Source organism: Streptomyces incanus (assembly GCF_042656345.1).
In the GTDB taxonomy this organism is placed as follows: Bacteria; Actinomycetota; Actinomycetes; order Streptomycetales; family Streptomycetaceae; genus Streptomyces; species Streptomyces incanus.
Genome location: NZ_JBHSPC010000167.1, coordinates 94,148 through 110,980, shown reverse-complemented (window position 1 = coordinate 110,980; position 16,833 = coordinate 94,148). Strand labels below are relative to the sequence as shown.

The window sequence follows — 16,833 nt, the reverse complement described above, 5'->3', positions numbered from 1 at the left end:
TCGTCTTCAGCGATCGAGTGCTGCTCGGATCCGACCGAGCCACTCCGTGCCCAGCCGGCGCCCGTCGGGGAATTGGTCGCCTCGATCCCAGCGCCACGCCGTGACCATCGCCAGCACGAGGATCCGGCACTCGCGCAGCACGTCTTGATCGACGCCCGGATAGTGCTCGCCGACTTCTTCGGGCGCATGGGCGAGGTCGAATTCGACGGGCCCACGGCAACACGTCTCAAGGTCGATGAACAGCAGCCCGTTCTCCGTGGTGAGCACGTTGCCCGGGTGCGGCTCGCCGTGCAGCAGCTGCTCGGCGCCGCCGCGCTCGCCGATCACTCGTCTCAGGCTTCGTAACGTGTCGCCGAGCAGCTCCCGGTCCGCGTCGGCGAGCGCCGGAGTGCGGTCGCGGTTCGCCACGAGTTGTTGAGCCTGCTCGACGCGATCCGTGAAGTGCGGCGTCGGGACGTCGAGCTTGCGCATGCCGGCGTGCAGCCGCTTGAGCGCATGGGCGTAGTCGGCTGGTGAGACCTCTCGGGATGTCACGGGTTCGTGGTAGGTCCACAGCGTGACCACGAAGCCATCACGCTCATGGACGCGTGGCTCCACCCGGGGCTCGAGAGCAGCCACAGGGCACCCGGATTCGGCGAGCCGCTGAGCAAGCTCGACTTCGAACTGTGCGACCTGATGCGCTGCGGGTGCAACCCGGGCCAGGACGTCACAAGGCAGCAGACGCAGCGTGAGCTTGTTCGAGTCATGAAGAACGATCGCGTCGTCGGCTCTCAGGCCAAGCGACGAGGCGGTCGACATGGCCGCGGCCACCGCACGCGGGACCTCCGACGCCTGCATCGTCGCCCGGCCCCTCTCCCTTGAGCGCTGCCATGACTCTCCCAGCGGTGCAACCCGCGCACCCTACCAATTTGTCGATGGAGAGCCACGCCGACCGTTTTCCGCACACAGCCGGAACCGTACGTCGGTACCCGGCGAGTCACGAGCGGCCGTGGCCGGGGCACCACTGTCAGGTTGCCGCCGCATAGCACCGGACGGCCACCTTCTGCTCCGGGCTCCACTGCTGTTCGACCGTGGCCAGGAACTGCCAGCCGAGCCGCTCGTACAAAGCTGCCGCCGCGGTGTCGGAAGCCACCACGTCGAGCACCGGATGCAGGCCGCGGGCCTTCGATTCCGTGACGGCCCGCGCCATCAGCAGCGCACCGATCCCGTGGCCACGGGCCCACGGGGCGACGAACAGCCGGTTGACCACGGCGGTCGCGTCGGTACTCGCCCCCGCACGAGCGCTCCACAGCCCGGGTGCCGCGTCCCCCACGTCGCTCCGGGACAGGCCGATATGACCGACGATGCGGCCGTGCAGTTCCGCCACCCACGAGGCGATGAGCGAGGGTGGCGTGAGCCATACCCCTGGGAGGTCGGGCCAGTTCACCGGATAGCCGTCGTGCTCATGGACCTCTGTCAGCACCCGCACACAGTCACCGAGGTCGCGATCGGTCCGCTGTCGGGTACTCGGGTGGCGGGTACTCGGGGATACGTCCGCGCCGGACACGCTCTCGCTCTTCACCTCAGCATGGAAACACGGTCCAAAGGCCCGCGACCAGCGAGTTCTCATCATGCCCTGGTTGGTCTCCGAGAACCGCCCATGCCGGCTCCGCGCAGGTGCGTCGCGGAGCGTACGGGCCGGTCCCGGCCCGCCCGGCATCTGTTCGGAACGTCTCAGACCTTCAGCTGGGTGAAGCGGATGCGGTTGCCGAAGGGATCACGCAGGCCGCAGTCGATTCCGTACGGGCGCTCGGTGGGTTCCTGGGTGAACTCCACGCCCTTCTCCAGCAGCCTCTCGTAGGTCTTGCGGCAATCGTCCGTGGTGAGGTTGAACCAACCGCCCATGGCCCCCTTGGTCACCAGCTCGCGCACCTGCTCCGCCGTCTCCTCCGACATCGCCGGAGCGCCCGGCTTCTCCAGGAGGATCTGCCGCTCGGGGTGATCGGGGACGCTGACGGTCAGCCAGCGCATGAAGCCCATGTCGATGTCCGCGGTGACCTCCAGACCGAGCTTGCCGACGTAGAAGTCGAGGGCCTCGTCCTGGTCGAGGACGTATTTCTGTGAGTGCGTGATGGCGTTGAACATGACGCTCACGCTAACGAGTCGGCGGGAGGAAAACTTATCCGAAACTGCTCGGTTGCCGGGCGTCTGCCGCCTGCCGCCTGCCGCCTGCCGGAAGGTCAGGTACTCGGCCGGGTCCACGTCATCGTGAAGCACGTCGGCACGCCCACGGCCGTCGCCTCCTTGCGGTACGTGCGCGGTGACCGGCCGACGATGTCGCGGAACGTGCGGCTGAAGGTTCCCGGGCTGTTGAAGCCGACCTCGAAGCCGATGGTCGTCACGCTGTGGTCGGTCTCCCGCAGCAGGAACGTCGCCCGTTCCACCCGGCGGCGCTGGAGGTAGCGGTGCGGTGTCTCACCGAACGGGGCCCGGAAGGTCGGCGTGAAATGCGCCGATGACCCATGCGCGATGCGAGCCAGGGCAGGGACGTCCATCGGCTGCGCGTAGTCGCGGTCCATCGCGTCCCGCGCCCGGAGCATACGGCGGTTGGTCTCTTCGGCGGCGCGGCTCACGGTGCCATCCCATCACGGTCCACTCGCCCCGCACCATGCGCGGACCGCTCACGGCCGGCACGCCACCGACGTGCGTCAACGTGCCGGCAGGGAACGTCCCCTGATCGTCCCTGACCGGCTCTACCCGATCGGCGCCTCGCCCCGGGTCGAACTGGCGCGGACCACGAAGGGCCGGGAGAGGACGGTGACGGTGATGGAGAGGGCGGCCAGGGCGGTGATCGTGGGGCCGGGGCCGAGGTACAGGGCGACGCCGCCGGCGAGTGCGGCTCCGATGCCCTGCCAGGTCATCCGGCCGGCGGACTCCACGCCCTGGACCTGGCCGCGGACCGGGTCGGGGGTCAGCGCGAGAAGCTGTTCCTGGAGCGGCAGGGTGGCGGCGAACCCGGCACCGGCCACGAACACCGCGACCGCTGCAACCGAGGTGGGCGGGCCGGCGGCGAACAGCAGGTACGGCACAGCCAGCAGCAACCGCAGGGCGAACGCGCAGCGGCGCCGCCGGTCGGCGGTGAGCAGTCGCCCGACGGTCAGGTCTCCGAGGAGCATGCCGGCCGAGCCGGCGGCCAGGAGGAGGCCGGCGTGCTCAGAGTCGTAGGAGATGAACAGTGCCTCGCAGCCGACGATCAGGCCGTTGGGAACCCACAGGTTCAGCAGCAGCGCATGCCTGCCGGGGTGGGAGAGGAGCTCGGCGTTGACCGCCCAGGTCCGGCGCAGTCCGGGGCGGGGGCCGGGATGGCCCGGACCGGCCGGACGGGTCGAGTGTTCCCGGACGGTCGTCGCCACGGCGACCAGCCCGAGTCCGGTCAGGACGGCGGCGACTGCGAAGACGCCGTGCGGGCTCAGGTGGCGCAGCAGGAGGGCGCCGACGGCGTAGCCGAGGACGGCCGTGCCGCCCGAGGTGATGTTCATCAGCGACCGGGCGAGCGCGTACGCGGAGGCCGGCACGACTTCGGCGAGCAGCCCCATCCGCGCTCCGGTGCCGAGGGACTGGAAGAACCCCAGGACCAGGAGGAGACCGAACCGGGCGGCCAGGGGCAGCCCCGGAATCGCCTGCGCGGCAACACCCGCCAGGGAGACGCACTGGAGCGTGACCAGGGTCCGGCGAGGACGCTTCCCGTCCGCGACCGACATCAGTGTCAGTGCGCCGAGCACTGTCGCGAACGTGGCGCCGTACATGCTCACGGCCGTCAGGAACGGGGACCCGGTCCGGTCGTCGACCAGCGTGCCGAGTGCGAAGCCCGACAGGGTGCTCGCGGCGACCGTCAGCGTGAAGCCGGCGTACAGGCCGGCGAACTCACGGTTGCGGAGCAGGGCGCGGTAGCCGGTGGCGCCGATCGCGGCCGGCGGAGGAGCGGGGACGGGAGGGGACGCGGAAGCGTCTGCGGAGGCGTCGTCGGAAGGCATGAAAAAAACCTCCGGATGCGCCCGCTGGGCGCCGGAGGCCAACTCGCACAGTTTAACAGGGGGTTCGGCCCGCGGCCGCTTGAACGGCGTTCACCGCCCCTCTCCGGGACCGGCCCCCTCCCCCGCGGGCGGCTCCGCCTGGATCTCGGCGTGCCAGGCGCGTGCCGCGGCGGTCTCGGGATGGTCCTCGCCCAGGATCACGGCCCGCTGCTCGGCCACCTCGCGCGCGCTCTCGGCGGCCTGCTCCCGCTTGCCCTGCGCGTACTGGGCGCGGCTGAGCTGGATGAGTACCCCGAGGACCAGCGGATGGCCGTCCCCGTACCCGGCTCTCTGCCCGGTGAGCACCCGGCGGAAGAGGTCCTCGGCCTCGGCGCCCCGGCCGGAGCGCAGGAGCCCTCGCGCCAGTGCGTCACGCGCCCACACGGTCACCAGGTGCGCGGGGCCGAGACGGCGTTCGCAGTCGCCCGCCAGTTCCTCGGCCGCTGCCACGTAGTGGACGAACTCGTTCTGCGACAAGCGGAGTTCCAGCATCTCGCAACGGGTCTTGAGGGTGGCGACGTGGTCGTCCCCGAGCACGTGGCGACGACCGTCCAGGACCGCTTCCAGCAGCGTACGGGCTTGTTCCAGGTCGCCCAGGCGGTGCAGCACCCGCTGCAGTTCGTAGGCCGTGTCCAGGGTGCGCGTGTCGTGGGGGCCGAGCGCGCGCAACGCGTCCCGGTGGACCGGCCGCAGGAGGTCGGCGGCCTCGGCGTACCGGCCGAGTCTGAACAGGATGGGGCCCTGGCCCGACCGGGCCTCGATGGCCGCCGGGTCCTCGTCCCCCAGGTGCTCCGTGGCCGTCCTCGCGGCGGTGGAGGCGAGGTTCAGCGCGGCGGTCCAGTCCCCCGCCTCGTACACCAGTCGCGCGACACGCACCGCGATCCGTACGGATTCCGCCGTCACCAGCCCCTGGCGGTGGGACCGGTGCAGCAGACCGGCCGCGTGCGGTGCCAGGAGCCGCGCCGAGGAACGCGCCTGGGGCGACGCGGCGCCCTCCCGCGGCAGTGCAGCTCGCAGCAGCAGGCCCGCCGCCGCGGCCAGAGGCGCGCGTTCGGCACCGGGCACGCCCGCCGCGACACTGTCCAGCAGTACTCCGTGGGCTTTCACGCAGCGGTGCCCGTCCGCCTCGACCAGGTCGGTCAGCGAGTGGTCGAGGAGCGCGCGCAGGGCCGGTTCGACCCGTTCGGCGGTCAGCGGCGGATCGAGGTGCCCGAGGGTGATCCCGCCCCGCGCCGCCGGCATCAGCAGCGACAGGGGCACGGGATCCGCCGCCCAGAAGGACAGCAGCCGCAGCAGGGTCGTCGCCTCCGGCAGACCGCCTTGCGCCAGGGTGTCCAGCGACAGCTGCCACGTGCGGCCCACGAGGCGACGGGACCGGTCCCCGCCGGTTGCCGACGCTCCCCGGTCGACCAGGGCCGTCGATTCCTCGCCCAGCCTCCGGTCGTACTCGTCCATGGACCACGACTCCAACAACTGGTGGGCCAGATGTGCTCCGGCCAGGGTCAGTGCCAGGGGCAGGCAGCCCAGCCGCCGGGCGACCTTCCGTGCGGACTCCCGCGTACCCGCCTCCGGGGCCAGATCGCACAGGACCGAGGTCGCGTCCTCCAGGGGGAGCACGCCGAGCCGATGGCTGCTCGCCCCCGGGGCGCGCCACAGCGGAGAGGTCGCGTGGCGGGTGGTCACCAGCACCGTCCCCGAGGGGCTCGTGCGCAGCCAGGCGCCTTCCTCCAGGACGCCGGGGTCGTCGGCGTTGTCGAGAACCAGCAGCCAGGGCTTCACCGAGTGGTCCAGGTGGTGCCAGACCAGGTCGGCCGCGGCGCGCCGGCCGCCGGCCGCGGCGGCCAGTTCGCCGCCGGTGGCACCGCGATCGCCGGCGACGGCGAGCATTCCGGCGCGCAGGGACACGCGTTCGGAGGCGTTGACCCACAGGCCGACGCGGCCGTGGTCCCGTACGGCCTCGGTGAACAGGGCCTGGGCGACGGCCGTCTTGCCGCAGCCGCCCATTCCGTGCAGGACCTGGATGTCGCCGCCGGGGCCGGCCACGGCGGCCCGCAGGCGCTCCATGAGGTCGGTGCGGTCCCGCAGGACGCCGGGCGCGCGGCCGACCAGGGGCAGGCGGACGGAGTCGGGGGCGGTCCGCCGGGGTTCGGCCGGGCCCTCCCAGGGGCGTCCGAACAGCGGGGCCGAGCCCGGAGCGTAGTGGTGGACGTGTTCTTCGATGTACTGGTCGCCGCCGGTCTGGAAGACCCGGGCGCTGTCCGACGCGCGTCCCTCCATCGGCTGCGGCACGCTCATCGTTCGGTGATGTGCTGATCGCGTCCGGCCTGGTAGACCCGGGCGCTGCCCGACGCCCGGGCCTGCAACCGGATCCGCTCCGCGCCCGGCTCCCCCGGAGGCGACGGGTTCAGCTCCTCCAGGATGCGGCGCAGGGCGTCGGCGGCCTCCGGCCGGGCGAGGAGGAACCGGCGTACGCGGCCCTGCCATTCGGCGGTCAGCTCGGCCTCGGATGCGGCGTCACCGGCCCGGCGGGCGAGGAGCAGATCCTCGCGACCGGCTTCCAGTTCCTCACCGATGCTCTCGGCCCTGTCGGGCTGGAAACGACGCCACAGGGCGACCATGCCGTCCCTCGCCGATTCCCAGGCGTTCGTCACCATCAGCGTGACGACGGTCGTGCCCGCCGTTCCCGCCAGTGCGGCGATCTCCGGATCCATGGTCCCCCCTACGGCCGGTCTCCGATCCTAGGCCCCCGGGCCGCTCGCGGTGCGGGAACTCGTTCGATCGGGCTCACTGTCCGTGCGTGGGTGCGAACATCCGCAGGACGGCGGGGAGGACGACCACGGACGGGCCCGGTGTGGCCAGGGCCGCCGCCAGGTCGCGTTCCAGCGCCTCGGGGGTGGTGCGCACCCCGGGGGCGCCGAAGGACTCGGCCAGGGCCACGTAGTCCGGGCGGGTCAGCTCGGTTGCCGTGGCCTCGCCGTAGGCGTCGGTCATGTACTCGCGCAGGATGCCGTAGCCGCCGTCGTCGACGATCAGCCAGGTGACGTCGAGGTCGTACTGGCGGGCCGTGGCCAGCTCGGCGACGGAGTACAGGGCACCGCCGTCCCCCGAGACCGCGAGGACCGGGCGGGTGGGATCGGCGACCGCCGCGCCCAGGGCCGCCGGGAGGCCGTAGCCGAGGCCGCCGGCGCCCTGGGCGGAGTGCAGGTGGTTGGGGCCCTTGGCGTCGAAGGCGGACCAGGCCCAGTAGGCCAGGATCGTCATGTCCCAGAAGGACGGCGCGTCGGCGGGCAGGGCCCGGCGGACGGACGCCAGCACCTCCTGTTCCAGGGTGAGGTCCTGGGCGGCGATGCGTTCGGCGACCTTCGACAGCAGCGTGCGGACGCGTTCCGGCGCCGCTCTGTCCTCGCGCGGCTCCACCGTCTCCAGCAGGGCCTGGAGTGCGAGGCGCGCGTCCGCGTGGATGCCGAGTGCCGGGTGGTTGGACTCCAGCTTGCCGAGGTCGGCCTCGATCTGGACGATCCGGCCGCGCGGCGTGAACGTGTGGTAGTTCGAGGAGAGTTCGCCCAGTCCTGAGCCCACGACCAGGAGCACGTCGGCGTCCTCCAGGAAGTCCGTCGTGTGGCGGTCCTCCAGCCAGGACTGCAACGACAGTGGATGCGTCCAGGGGAAGGCCCCCTTACCGCCGGGCGTGGTGACGACCGGCGCCCGGAGGCGTTCGGCGAGCTTGCGGAGCTTGCCCGAGGCGTCGGAACGGATCACTCCCCCGCCCGCGATGACCGCGGGGCGCTCCGCGTGCGTCAGCCAGTGGGCGGCGAGAGCGGTCAGTTCGGGGCGCGGGGGCAGTTCGTCGGGGGTGGCGTCCATGGCCGTCACCACGGGAAGGGTCGTCTCCGCGAGCAGCACGTCCTGCGGGATCTCCACCCACACGGGGCCGTGCGGCACCGTCAGCGCCGACTTCCAGGCCGCCGTGATCGCCGACGGGATCTGGGACGCGGTGCGCACGGTGTGGACGGACTTGACCACGCCCCGGAACGAGGCCGCCTGGTCGGGCAGTTCGTGCAGATAGCCGTGCCGGCCGCCGCCCAGCCCGGCGGTCGGCACCTGGCTGCCGATCGCCAGCACGGGGGCGGAGGCGGCGGCGGCCTCCTGGAGCGCGGGCAGCGAGGTCAGCGCGCCCGGCCCGGTCGACAGCAGCAGCGGGGCCGCCTCACCGGTGACGCGGCCGTACGCGTCCGCCGCGAACCCGGCGTTGTTCTCCACCCGCAGGCCGACGTACCTGAGGTCCGAGCGTCGCAGGGCGTCGAACACGCCGAGCGCGTGCTGGCCGGGCAGCCCGAAGACGGTGGTCGCGCCGAGGCCGGCCAGGGTTTCCACGACCAGGTCGCCGCCCGTGCGGCCGGGAGGCGGGTTCAGCGCGGCCTCGGTCTGGGCCGGGGTCGGGCGGAGCACCAGGTCGTGGTCGTGGGTCACTTGCCCTCGTTCTCCTTACGGGCCTCTGCGATCTGGCGGGACATGATCGTGGTCAGCTCGTACGCCGTGTGGGAGGCGGCGACCGAGGTGATCTCCGCGTGATCGTATGCGGGGGCCACCTCGACGAGGTCCGCCGAGACCAGGTTGCAGGAGGCCAGCCCGCGCAGGATCTCGAGGAGTTCGCGGGAGGTCAGGCCGCCGGCCTCGGGGGTTCCGGTGCCGGGGGCGTGCGCCGGGTCCAGGCAGTCGATGTCGATGGAGATGTACAGCGGGCGGTCGCCGATGCGCTGCCGCAGCTGGTCGGCGACCTCGTCGGCGCCCCGGCGGTAGACGTCCGCCGAGGTGACGATGCCGAAGCCCAGCTTCTCGTCGTCGGTGAGGTCCTGCCTGCCGTAGAGCGGGCCGCGGATGCCGACGTGGGAGAGGGCGGAGGTGTCGAGGATGCCTTCCTCCACGGCCCGGCGGAACGGGGTGCCGTGCGTGTACTCGGCGCCGAAGTAGGTGTCCCAGGTGTCCAGGTGGGCGTCGAAGTGGAGCAGCGCGACCGGGCCGTGCTTCCTGGCGACCGAGCGGAGCAGCGGCAGGGCGATGGTGTGGTCGCCGCCGAGGGTCATCAGGCGGGCGCCGGTGCCGAGCAGGTCGTCGGCGGCGGCCTCGACGGTCTCGACGGCCTCGTTGATGTTGAACGGGTTGACGGCGATGTCGCCGCCGTCCGCGACCTGGGCGAGGGCGAAGGGGGAGGCGTCCTGCGCGGGGTTGTAGGGGCGCAGCAGCCGGGACGCCTCACGGATGGCGTTGCCGCCGAAGCGGGCGCCCGGCCGGTAGGAGACGCCCGAGTCGAACGGCACGCCCACCACGGCGATGTCGGCGCGGCCGACCTCGTCGAGCCGGGGCAGCCGGGCGAAGGTCGCGGGGCCCGCGTACCGGGGGACGCGGGACGAGTCGACGGGCCCGCGGGGCGTCTGGTCGCTGCTCATGGGTACTGCCTTCTTTCCTACGCTTCGTCGCGTATGCACTGCCTGCCGCATGACTTTACTGGCGCCGGGGACCTGGCCCGGCCGTACTGTCGGCGACGTTAGGTGGCCGGAAAGCGGCTGCAAAGTGTACGTTTCATCCACGTCGAACAATGGACATGGAGGAAACGTCCACCATGCCGGACCCCACGGTTCCCCCCACGCCTCCGGTTCCCCTGGACGCGCTCCTGGCACGGGAGGATCTGGGCCTGCGCCGGGTCGCCGGGCCCTCGGACCCCGGCATCGTCGTGCGCTGGGCGCACACCTCGGAGATGGCCGACCCGTACCCGTATCTGCTCGGCGGTGAGCTGCTGCTGTCGGCGGGCGTGCACATCCCGGACGGGGCGGGCCCCGGGTACTTCGACGCCTATGTGTCCCGGATCGTGGCGGCGGGCGGCGCGGCGCTCGGTTTCGGCCTGGCTCCGGTGCACGACACCATGCCTCAGGCGCTGGTCGCGGCCTGCGAGCTCCAGGGGCTGCCGCTCCTGGAGGTGCCGCCGCGGACCACGTTCTCCGGGGTGGCGCGCGCGGTGTGGCAGCTGATGGCGCAGGCCCGGCTGGCGGAACTGCGCCGCGTGACGGAGGCCCACCGCAGTCTCGCCTCCGCCGCCGCCCGCCCGAACCCGGTCCCCTCGGTCCTGCACCGCCTCTCCCGGCACCTGGACGGCCGGGCGGTCCTCTTCGGGCCGGAGGGCACGGAGATCGCCGCCGCGGGCCGCGCCCTGGGCGAGGAGACCGATACGGCCCTGGCGAAACTGGCCGAGGTGGTACGCCCGGCGGGCCCGGACGAGGACCGGCCGGCCCCGACGGGCGGAACGGGGCCCGGGACAGTACCCGGGGCCGGTGGTCCGGTGTCCCCGGCCGGGCGGACGCGGCCCCGTCCCTCGCCCGCCTCCGCCACGGACACGGTCGCCGGGGTCCGGCTGGCCGCCTACGCGCTCGGGGCCGGGCACGGGTTCGTCCTGGGCGTCGCGGCCCCGTCCCGGGACTCCGGGGACCACACCATCGCGTCCGTGGCCGCGGTGCTGCTCGCCCTGCTGACCGGTGAGCAGCAGAGCGGTACCGGCGCGGCCCGCTCCGCCGCGCTCGTACGGCTGCTGCTGGGGAGCGAGCCCCAGGACGTGGCGCCGTTGCTCGGCGGTGAACGGTGGCGGGTCGTGCACGCGCGCCAGACCGTACGGCCTTCCGAGGTACAGGCCCCGGACGCCCTGGCGGCCTCCGCGCTCGGTGCCGCGCTCGGGTCGGCGCTGGTGGATCCGGCGGACGGGATCGTACGGGTGCTCGTCCCGGCCGGCCGGGAACCGGAGGCGCAGCCCGGCTGGACCCTGGGGGTCAGCGCCGCCGTCGCCCCGCACGACTGGCCGGCGGCCGACACCCAGGCGGCCCGCGCGCTGGCCCGCGCCCGTGCCACCCGGGCCCCGCTCGTCGTGCACGGCGCCCGTCCCGCGCTGGACGACCTGGTCCCCCCGGCGGATGCCCAGGCCCACGCCCGCATGCTGCTCGCCCCGATCGCTGACACGCCCGCGCTCACCGACACCCTGCGCACCTGGCTGTCCCTGCACGGCAGTTGGGACCGCACCGCGGTGGCCCTGTCCGTGCACCGCAACACCGTGCGACAGCGGATCGCACGGTGCGCGGCCCTGCTGGACGCCGACCTGGACGACCCGGACGTACGCATGAACCTGTGGTTCGCCCTGCGCCGCACCTGACCCCCGGACCACGGCCACTCCGAGTACGCGTACGGAGGCCGTCCGAGTACGTGACGCACGTCCCAGGGGGCGATACCCCAGGGACGCCCGCCCCGGGCTGCTCCACAATGGGGGGCATGCCGATATCCGGGACGCCCAGCCGCGCCGAACTCCTCGCCCACCTCGCCGCCACGCGCATCGCGGGTGATGTCGCCACCCCACGCGAGAACAACCTCTCCCACTACCGCAAGCTGGCGAACGGCGACCGCCACTACTGGCTCGGCCTGGAGCTCGGCGACCGCTGGAGCGACGAGCAGGACGTGCTCGCGGTGATGGCGGAGCGGGCCGGGGTCAGCGACGACGCCGAGCACCGGTACGGCCAGGACACCATCGACCCGGAGCTGACCGTGGCCGCCCTGGAGCGGATGGCGGGGCGGCTGCGCAAGGCGGCGGACGGCCGGCAGCGGGTGCTGCTGGCCACCGGCCACCCCGGCGGCCTGCTCGACGTGCACCGCGCCACGGCCGCCGCGCTGCGGGCCGCCGGCTGCGAGATCGTGGTGATCCCGGACGGGCTGGCCACGGAGGAGGGGTACGTGATGCAGTTCGCGGACGTGGCGGTGCTGGAGCACGGTGCCACGCTGTGGCACACCCACTCCGGTGAGCCGATGAAGGCCATTCTCACCGCCCTGGAGCGGGAGGGTCGCCCGCTGCCCGACCTGGTCGTCGCCGACCACGGCTGGGCGGGCTGTGCGGGGCAGCACGGCGTCGACTCCGTCGGCTACGCGGACTGCAACGACCCGGCACTGTTCCTGGCCGAGGCGGAGGGCACCGTCCAGGTGACGGTCCCCCTCGACGACCACGTGGTCAGCCCCCGCCACTACGACCCGATGACGGCGTACCTGCTGGCGGAGGCGGGGCTGGTCCAGTCGACCCAGCCGGTCGGGTAGTCAGTCCCGCGGGACGCGGACCAGGCCCTCCTGGATGACCGAGACCGCGAGGCGGCCGTCCTGGGTGTAGATGCGGGCCTGGCCGAGGCCCCGGCCGCCGTGCGTGGACGGGGAGTGCTGGTCGTACAGCAGCCATGCGTCGGCACGGAACGGGCGGTGGAACCACATGGCGTGGTCGAGGGAGGCCCCGACCACGTCCCCCACCGCCCAACCGCCGCGGCCGTGGGCGAGCAGCACCGAGTCCAGCAGCGTCATGTCGGAGACGTAGGTGGCGAGGACGACGTGCAGCAGGGGATCGTCGGCGAGTTTGCCGTTGGTGCGGAACCACACCTGGGAGTGGGGTTCGCGGGGCTCGCCGAAGCGGCCGTAGGGCGGCTCGTCGACGTAGCGCAGGTCCACGGCCCCGCGGGCCTCCAGGAAGCGCTCGACGACGTCGGGGGCGAGATGCCCGTAGTCGCGCAGTCGCGCCGGGGAGGTGGGCAGCGTGTCCGGGTCGGGCGCGGACGGCATCGGCTCCTGGTGCTCCAGGCCCTCCTCGTACGTCTGGAAGGACGCCGAGAGGTGGAAGATCGGCTTGCCGTGCTGGACCGCGACGACCCGGCGGGTGGTGAAGGAGCGGCCGTCACGGATCCGGTCGACGGTGTAGACGATGGGCGCGCCGGCGTCGCCGGGGCGCAGGAAGTACGCGTGCAGGGAGTGGGCGGGCCGGTCCGCGGGGACGGTCCGCCCGGCGGCGACCAACGCCTGCGCGGCGACCTGCCCGCCGAAGACACGGGGGACGACGGCAAGGTGGGACCGGCCGCGGAAGATGTTCTCCTCGATCTGCTCGAGGTCGAGCAGATCGAGGAGTTCCTGTAGTGCCTGGATCATGGGGTCAGTTGTACCGGTACGTGTAGAGGCCAGGGATGTCGGCGGCCTTACAGGCCCATGTCCTTGGCGATGATCGTCTTCATGATCTCGCTGGTGCCGCCGTAGATGCGGTTGACCCGGTTGTCCGCGTACAGGCGGGCGATCGGGTACTCGTTCATGTAGCCGTAGCCGCCGTGCAGCTGGAGGCAGCGGTCGATGACGCGGTGCGCGACCTCGGTGCAGAACAGCTTGGCGGAGGCGGCCTCGGCGGGGGTGAGTTCGCCCGCGTCCAGGGCCTCCGTGGCGCGGTCGGCGACGGCCTCGGCGGCGTCCACCTCGGCCTGGCAGGCGGCCAGCTCGAACTTGGTGTTCTGGAAGTGGGCGACCGGCTTGCCGAAGACGGTGCGCTCCTGCACGTACTGTTTGGCGAACCGGACGGCGGCCTTGGCCTGCGCGTAGGCGCCGAAGGCGATGCCCCAGCGCTCGGAGGCCAGGTTGTGGCCGAGGTAGGAGAAGCCCATGTTCTCCTCACCGAGGAGGTCCTCGACGGGGACCTTGACGTCGACGAACGCCAGCTCGGCGGTGTCGGAGGTCTTCAGGCCGAGCTTGTCGAGCTTGCGGCCGACGGAGTAGCCCTCGGACGTGGTGTCGACGGCGAACAGGGAGATGCCGTGCCGGCGGTCCTCCGCGGTCGGGGCGGCGGTGCGGGCGCAGACGATCACCTTGTCGGCGTGGACGCCGCCGGTGATGAAGGTCTTGGCGCCGTTGAGGACGTAGTGGGTGCCGTCCTCGCTCAGCTTGGCGGTGGTCTTCATGCCCGCGAGGTCGGAGCCGGTGCCCGGCTCCGTCATCGCGATGGCCCACATCTCCTCGCCGGTGGCGAACTTGGGCAGGTAGCGCTTCTTCTGCTCGTCGGTGGCGAGCATCTTGAGGTACGGCAGGGCGAGCAGCACGTGCACGCCGGAGCCGCCGAACTGCACGCCGGCGCGAGCGGTCTCCTCGTAGAGGACGGCCTCGAACTTGTGGGTGTCCATGCCCGCGCCGCCGAACTCCTCGGGCACGCTGATCCCGAAGATGCCCAGCTCACCGAGCTTGTAGTAGAAGTCGCGGGGCGCCTGGCCCGCCGCGAACCACTCGTCGTAGACCGGGACGACCTCGGCCTCGATGAAGTCGCGGATGGTCTCCCGGAAAGCCTCGTGGTCCTCGTTGAACACCGTACGGCGCACGCCGCCACCCTCCTTCGCGCCTGGTCCGGCGCCGCTGTCGCGTTCCTGGTCGCCCGACGCCGGGGTGCCCCACAACCTGGCCGCCCCACGCACCTAAGCGCTTGCTCAGTACCGCAACCGTACCGGCGAGTAGCCAGAGCCGTCCAGACCACGCCCCCCGTAACGCTCGTCACGTGCGCCGGGCCCGGGAGGGGCCCGAGAGGGTGAACCCGAGGCCGGACCGAGCCCCCTGCCCGGCCCCGGCCCGGCCGGGCCCCCGGTTCAGGCCGAGCTCGCCGCGGCGAAGGCGCCGCGGGCCATCCGGTGCAGGAGTGCCGCCGTCGTGGCGCGGCCGGGCAGGGAGCCGGGCCGGGCGAGGTGCGGGGTGGAGTTGAGCAGCCCGAACACGGAGTGCACGGCCGAGCGGGCGGCGGGTTCGGCCAGGTCCGGATACAGCGCGCGCACCACCCCGACCCACAGTTCGACGTACTGCCGCTGCAACTGCCGCACCAGCTTGCGGTCGCTGTCCCGGAGGCGGTCCAGCTCACGGTCGTGCAGGGTGATGAGGGGCCGGTCGTCGAGCGCGAAGTCGATGTGGCCCTCGAGCAGCGAGTCCAGGACCACCTCGGGAGCCGCCCCGTCGACCTCCTTCAGGCGTTGTTTCGCGCCGGTGAGCAGCTGGCCGCTGATCCCCACCAGCAGCTCCGAGAGCATCGCGTCCTTGCCCGGGAAGTGCCGGTACAGGCCGGGTCCGCTGATGCCGACCGCGGCGCCTATCTCGTCGACCCCGACTCCGTGGAAACCGCGCTCGGCGAACAGCCGCGCGGCCTCCTTGAGGATCTGCTCGCGGCGGGTCGGGGCATCGGTTCTGGTGGCCATGGGATCGATTCTAGACAGCGGGGTTAGCGATCGTTAACCTGGAGGGAACGCGTTAACGCTCATTAACCAGTGAGGGGACCGCAGGATGCACGAGGCACCGGAACTTCACAGCGCGGCCGATCCCGCGTCGGAGTTCTTTCGGGCCAACGAGGAGGCGCACCGCGCGCTCGTCGAGGAGCTGCGCGCCAAGCTGGCGGCGGCCGCGCTCGGCGGCGGCGAACGGGCGCGGGCCCGGCACACCGCGCGGGGGAAGCTGCTGCCGCGCGAGCGCGTGGACACCCTCCTCGACCCCGGTTCGCCCTTCCTGGAGCTGGCCCCGCTGGCGGCCGACGGAATGTACGAGGGTCAGGCCCCGGCGGCCGGGGTGATCGCCGGGATCGGGCGGGTCTCCGGGCGCGAGTGCGTGGTGGTCGCCAACGACGCGACCGTCAAGGGCGGCACGTACTACCCGATGACGGTGAAGAAGCACCTGCGCGCGCAGGAGGTGGCCCTGGACAACCGGCTGCCCTGTGTCTACCTGGTGGACTCCGGCGGCGCCTTCCTGCCGATGCAGGACGAGGTGTTCCCCGACCGGGACCACTTCGGGAGGATCTTCTACAACCAGGCCCGGATGTCCGGCGCCGGCATCCCGCAGATCGCGGCCGTGCTGGGTTCGTGCACGGCGGGCGGGGCGTACGTCCCGGCGATGAGCGACGAGGCGGTGATCGTCCGCGGCCAGGGCACGATCTTCCTCGGCGGCCCGCCCCTGGTGAAGGCGGCCACCGGCGAGGTGGTCACGGCGGAGGAGCTGGGCGGCGGCGAGGTGCACGCGCGGGTCTCCGGCGTCACCGACCATCTCGCCGAGGACGACGCGCACGCGCTCAGGATCGTGCGGAACATCGTCTCGACCCTCCCGGCGCGCGGTCCGCTCCCCTGGGGGGTCGAGCAGGCCGTGGAGCCCAAGGTCGACCCGCTGTCGCTGTACGGCGCGGTCCCGGTCGACCCCCGTACGCCGTACGACGTGCGGGAGGTCATCGCGCGCGTGGTGGACGGGTCGCGTTTCGCCGAGTTCAAGGCGGAGTTCGGGCAGACCCTGGTCACCGGTTTCGCCCGGATCCACGGCCATCCGGTGGGGATCGTCGCCAACAACGGCATCCTGTTCTCCGAGTCGGCCCAGAAGGGCGCCCACTTCATCGAGCTGTGCGACCAGCGCGGGATCCCGCTGGTGTTCCTGCAGAACATCTCCGGCTTCATGGTCGGCAAGGACTACGAGGCCGGCGGCATCGCCAAGCACGGCGCCAAGATGGTGACGGCGGTGGCGTGCACGCGGGTGCCGAAGCTGACGGTGGTGGTCGGCGGTTCGTACGGCGCGGGCAACTACTCGATGTGCGGCAGGGCGTACTCGCCCCGCTTCCTGTGGATGTGGCCGGGCGCCAAGATCTCGGTCATGGGCGGCGAACAGGCCGCCTCGGTGCTGGCGACGGTCAAACGCGACCAGTTGGAGGCGCGCGGAGAGAGCTGGCCGGCCGAGGACGAGGACGCCTTCAAGGCGCCGGTCCGCGCGCAGTACGAGCGGCAGGGCAACGCCTACTACGCGACGGCCCGCCTGTGGGACGACGGAGTGATCGACCCGCTGGAGACCCGGCAGGTCCTGGGCCTGGCCCTGACCGCGTGCGCCAACGCGCCACTGGGCGACCCCCAGTTCGGCGTCTTCCGGATGTGAGGGGACCTCAGACGATGTCAGGTCAGAC

Annotated in this window: 15 protein-coding genes; 3 read left to right on the top strand and 12 right to left on the bottom strand. The window is 72.4% G+C overall.

Annotated features, from left to right (window positions below; translation table 11 throughout):
* Positions 1–6 precede the first annotated feature (6 nt).
* From ACFP2V_RS38250 to speB, 9 genes are all read right to left on the bottom strand, one after another.
* The gene (locus tag ACFP2V_RS38250; protein WP_381221233.1) at positions 7–837 is read right to left on the bottom strand and encodes a phosphotransferase enzyme family protein; all 831 of its coding nucleotides are present in this window, start codon (positions 835–837) and stop codon (positions 7–9) included.
* A gap of 169 nt (positions 838–1,006) precedes the next feature.
* A complete protein-coding gene (locus ACFP2V_RS38245; protein ID WP_381221230.1) occupies positions 1,007–1,561 on the bottom strand; it encodes a GNAT family N-acetyltransferase in 555 nt (184 codons plus the stop codon).
* Between the two features lie 152 nt (positions 1,562–1,713).
* Positions 1,714–2,124 (bottom strand): VOC family protein, encoded by a 411-nt coding sequence (locus tag ACFP2V_RS38240; protein WP_381221227.1) that lies wholly within the window; start codon positions 2,122–2,124, stop codon positions 1,714–1,716.
* A gap of 95 nt (positions 2,125–2,219) precedes the next feature.
* Positions 2,220–2,612: a helix-turn-helix domain-containing protein gene (locus ACFP2V_RS38235; protein WP_381221224.1), complete on the bottom strand. Its 393-nt coding sequence runs from the start codon at positions 2,610–2,612 to the stop codon at positions 2,220–2,222.
* A 120-nt stretch (positions 2,613–2,732) separates the two neighbouring features.
* Positions 2,733–4,013 carry an MFS transporter gene (locus ACFP2V_RS38230; protein WP_381221220.1) on the bottom strand — a complete coding sequence of 427 codons (1,281 nt, stop codon included), beginning with the start codon at positions 4,011–4,013 and terminating at the stop codon, positions 2,733–2,735.
* 90 nt (positions 4,014–4,103) lie between these two features.
* Entirely contained in the window at positions 4,104–6,347 is a 2,244-nt protein-coding gene (locus tag ACFP2V_RS38225) for a tetratricopeptide repeat protein (RefSeq protein ID WP_381221217.1), read from the bottom strand.
* Complete coding sequence (locus ACFP2V_RS38220) at positions 6,344–6,763, bottom strand: hypothetical protein (protein ID WP_381221214.1); 420 nt, start codon at positions 6,761–6,763, stop codon at positions 6,344–6,346. Before ACFP2V_RS38220 ends, ACFP2V_RS38225 begins: the two co-directional genes overlap by 4 nt.
* Before the next feature lie 73 nt (positions 6,764–6,836).
* Positions 6,837–8,522 carry a thiamine pyrophosphate-binding protein gene (locus ACFP2V_RS38215; RefSeq protein ID WP_381221211.1) on the bottom strand — a complete coding sequence of 562 codons (1,686 nt, stop codon included), beginning with the start codon at positions 8,520–8,522 and terminating at the stop codon, positions 6,837–6,839.
* A complete protein-coding gene (speB, locus tag ACFP2V_RS38210) occupies positions 8,519–9,499 on the bottom strand; it encodes an agmatinase (protein WP_381221208.1) in 981 nt (326 codons plus the stop codon). Before speB ends, ACFP2V_RS38215 begins: the two co-directional genes overlap by 4 nt.
* Positions 9,500–9,672: 173 nt before the next feature.
* Between speB and ACFP2V_RS38205 the strand changes: the two genes are divergently transcribed.
* A complete protein-coding gene (locus ACFP2V_RS38205; protein WP_381221205.1) occupies positions 9,673–11,244 on the top strand; it encodes a PucR family transcriptional regulator ligand-binding domain-containing protein in 1,572 nt (523 codons plus the stop codon).
* Positions 11,245–11,360: 116 nt separating this feature from the next.
* Positions 11,361–12,170, top strand: a complete 810-nt coding sequence (locus ACFP2V_RS38200) for a phosphatase (RefSeq protein WP_381221202.1) — start codon at positions 11,361–11,363, stop codon at positions 12,168–12,170.
* Here the strand turns inward: ACFP2V_RS38200 and ACFP2V_RS38195 are convergent, their stop codons facing one another.
* The 3 genes from ACFP2V_RS38195 to ACFP2V_RS38185 all read right to left on the bottom strand — a co-directional run bounded on the left by ACFP2V_RS38195 (position 12,171) and on the right by ACFP2V_RS38185 (position 15,103).
* Positions 12,171–13,040 (bottom strand): acyl-CoA thioesterase, encoded by an 870-nt coding sequence (locus ACFP2V_RS38195; RefSeq protein WP_381221199.1) that lies wholly within the window; start codon positions 13,038–13,040, stop codon positions 12,171–12,173. It abuts the gene before it with no gap.
* 47 nt (positions 13,041–13,087) lie between these two features.
* A complete protein-coding gene (locus ACFP2V_RS38190; RefSeq protein WP_381221196.1) occupies positions 13,088–14,245 on the bottom strand; it encodes an acyl-CoA dehydrogenase family protein in 1,158 nt (385 codons plus the stop codon).
* A 261-nt stretch (positions 14,246–14,506) separates the two neighbouring features.
* Complete coding sequence (locus ACFP2V_RS38185; protein ID WP_381221194.1) at positions 14,507–15,103, bottom strand: SACE_7040 family transcriptional regulator; 597 nt, start codon at positions 15,101–15,103, stop codon at positions 14,507–14,509.
* A gap of 85 nt (positions 15,104–15,188) precedes the next feature.
* Here ACFP2V_RS38185 and ACFP2V_RS38180 point away from each other — a divergent pair, with 85 nt between their 5' ends.
* The gene (locus tag ACFP2V_RS38180; protein WP_381221191.1) at positions 15,189–16,805 is read left to right on the top strand and encodes a carboxyl transferase domain-containing protein; all 1,617 of its coding nucleotides are present in this window, start codon (positions 15,189–15,191) and stop codon (positions 16,803–16,805) included.
* Positions 16,806–16,833 lie beyond the last annotated feature (28 nt).

Bases quoted from the DNA above. Each gene is read 5' to 3' on its own strand.
- ACFP2V_RS38250 (WP_381221233.1), bottom strand. From the start codon at position 837: ATGCAGGCGTCGGAGGTCCCGCGTGCGGTGGCCGCGGCCATGTCGACC.
- ACFP2V_RS38240 (WP_381221227.1), bottom strand. From the start codon at position 2,124: ATGTTCAACGCCATCACGCACTCACAGAAATACGTCCTCGACCAGGAC.
- ACFP2V_RS38230 (WP_381221220.1), bottom strand. From the start codon at position 4,013: ATGCCTTCCGACGACGCCTCCGCAGACGCTTCCGCGTCCCCTCCCGTC.
- ACFP2V_RS38225 (WP_381221217.1), bottom strand. From the start codon at position 6,347: ATGAGCGTGCCGCAGCCGATGGAGGGACGCGCGTCGGACAGCGCCCGG.
- ACFP2V_RS38220 (WP_381221214.1), bottom strand. From the start codon at position 6,763: ATGGATCCGGAGATCGCCGCACTGGCGGGAACGGCGGGCACGACCGTC.
- speB (WP_381221208.1), bottom strand. From the start codon at position 9,499: ATGAGCAGCGACCAGACGCCCCGCGGGCCCGTCGACTCGTCCCGCGTC.
- ACFP2V_RS38205 (WP_381221205.1), top strand. From the start codon at position 9,673: ATGCCGGACCCCACGGTTCCCCCCACGCCTCCGGTTCCCCTGGACGCG.
- ACFP2V_RS38200 (WP_381221202.1), top strand. From the start codon at position 11,361: ATGCCGATATCCGGGACGCCCAGCCGCGCCGAACTCCTCGCCCACCTC.
- ACFP2V_RS38195 (WP_381221199.1), bottom strand. From the start codon at position 13,040: ATGATCCAGGCACTACAGGAACTCCTCGATCTGCTCGACCTCGAGCAG.
- ACFP2V_RS38185 (WP_381221194.1), bottom strand. From the start codon at position 15,103: ATGGCCACCAGAACCGATGCCCCGACCCGCCGCGAGCAGATCCTCAAG.
- ACFP2V_RS38180 (WP_381221191.1), top strand. From the start codon at position 15,189: ATGCACGAGGCACCGGAACTTCACAGCGCGGCCGATCCCGCGTCGGAG.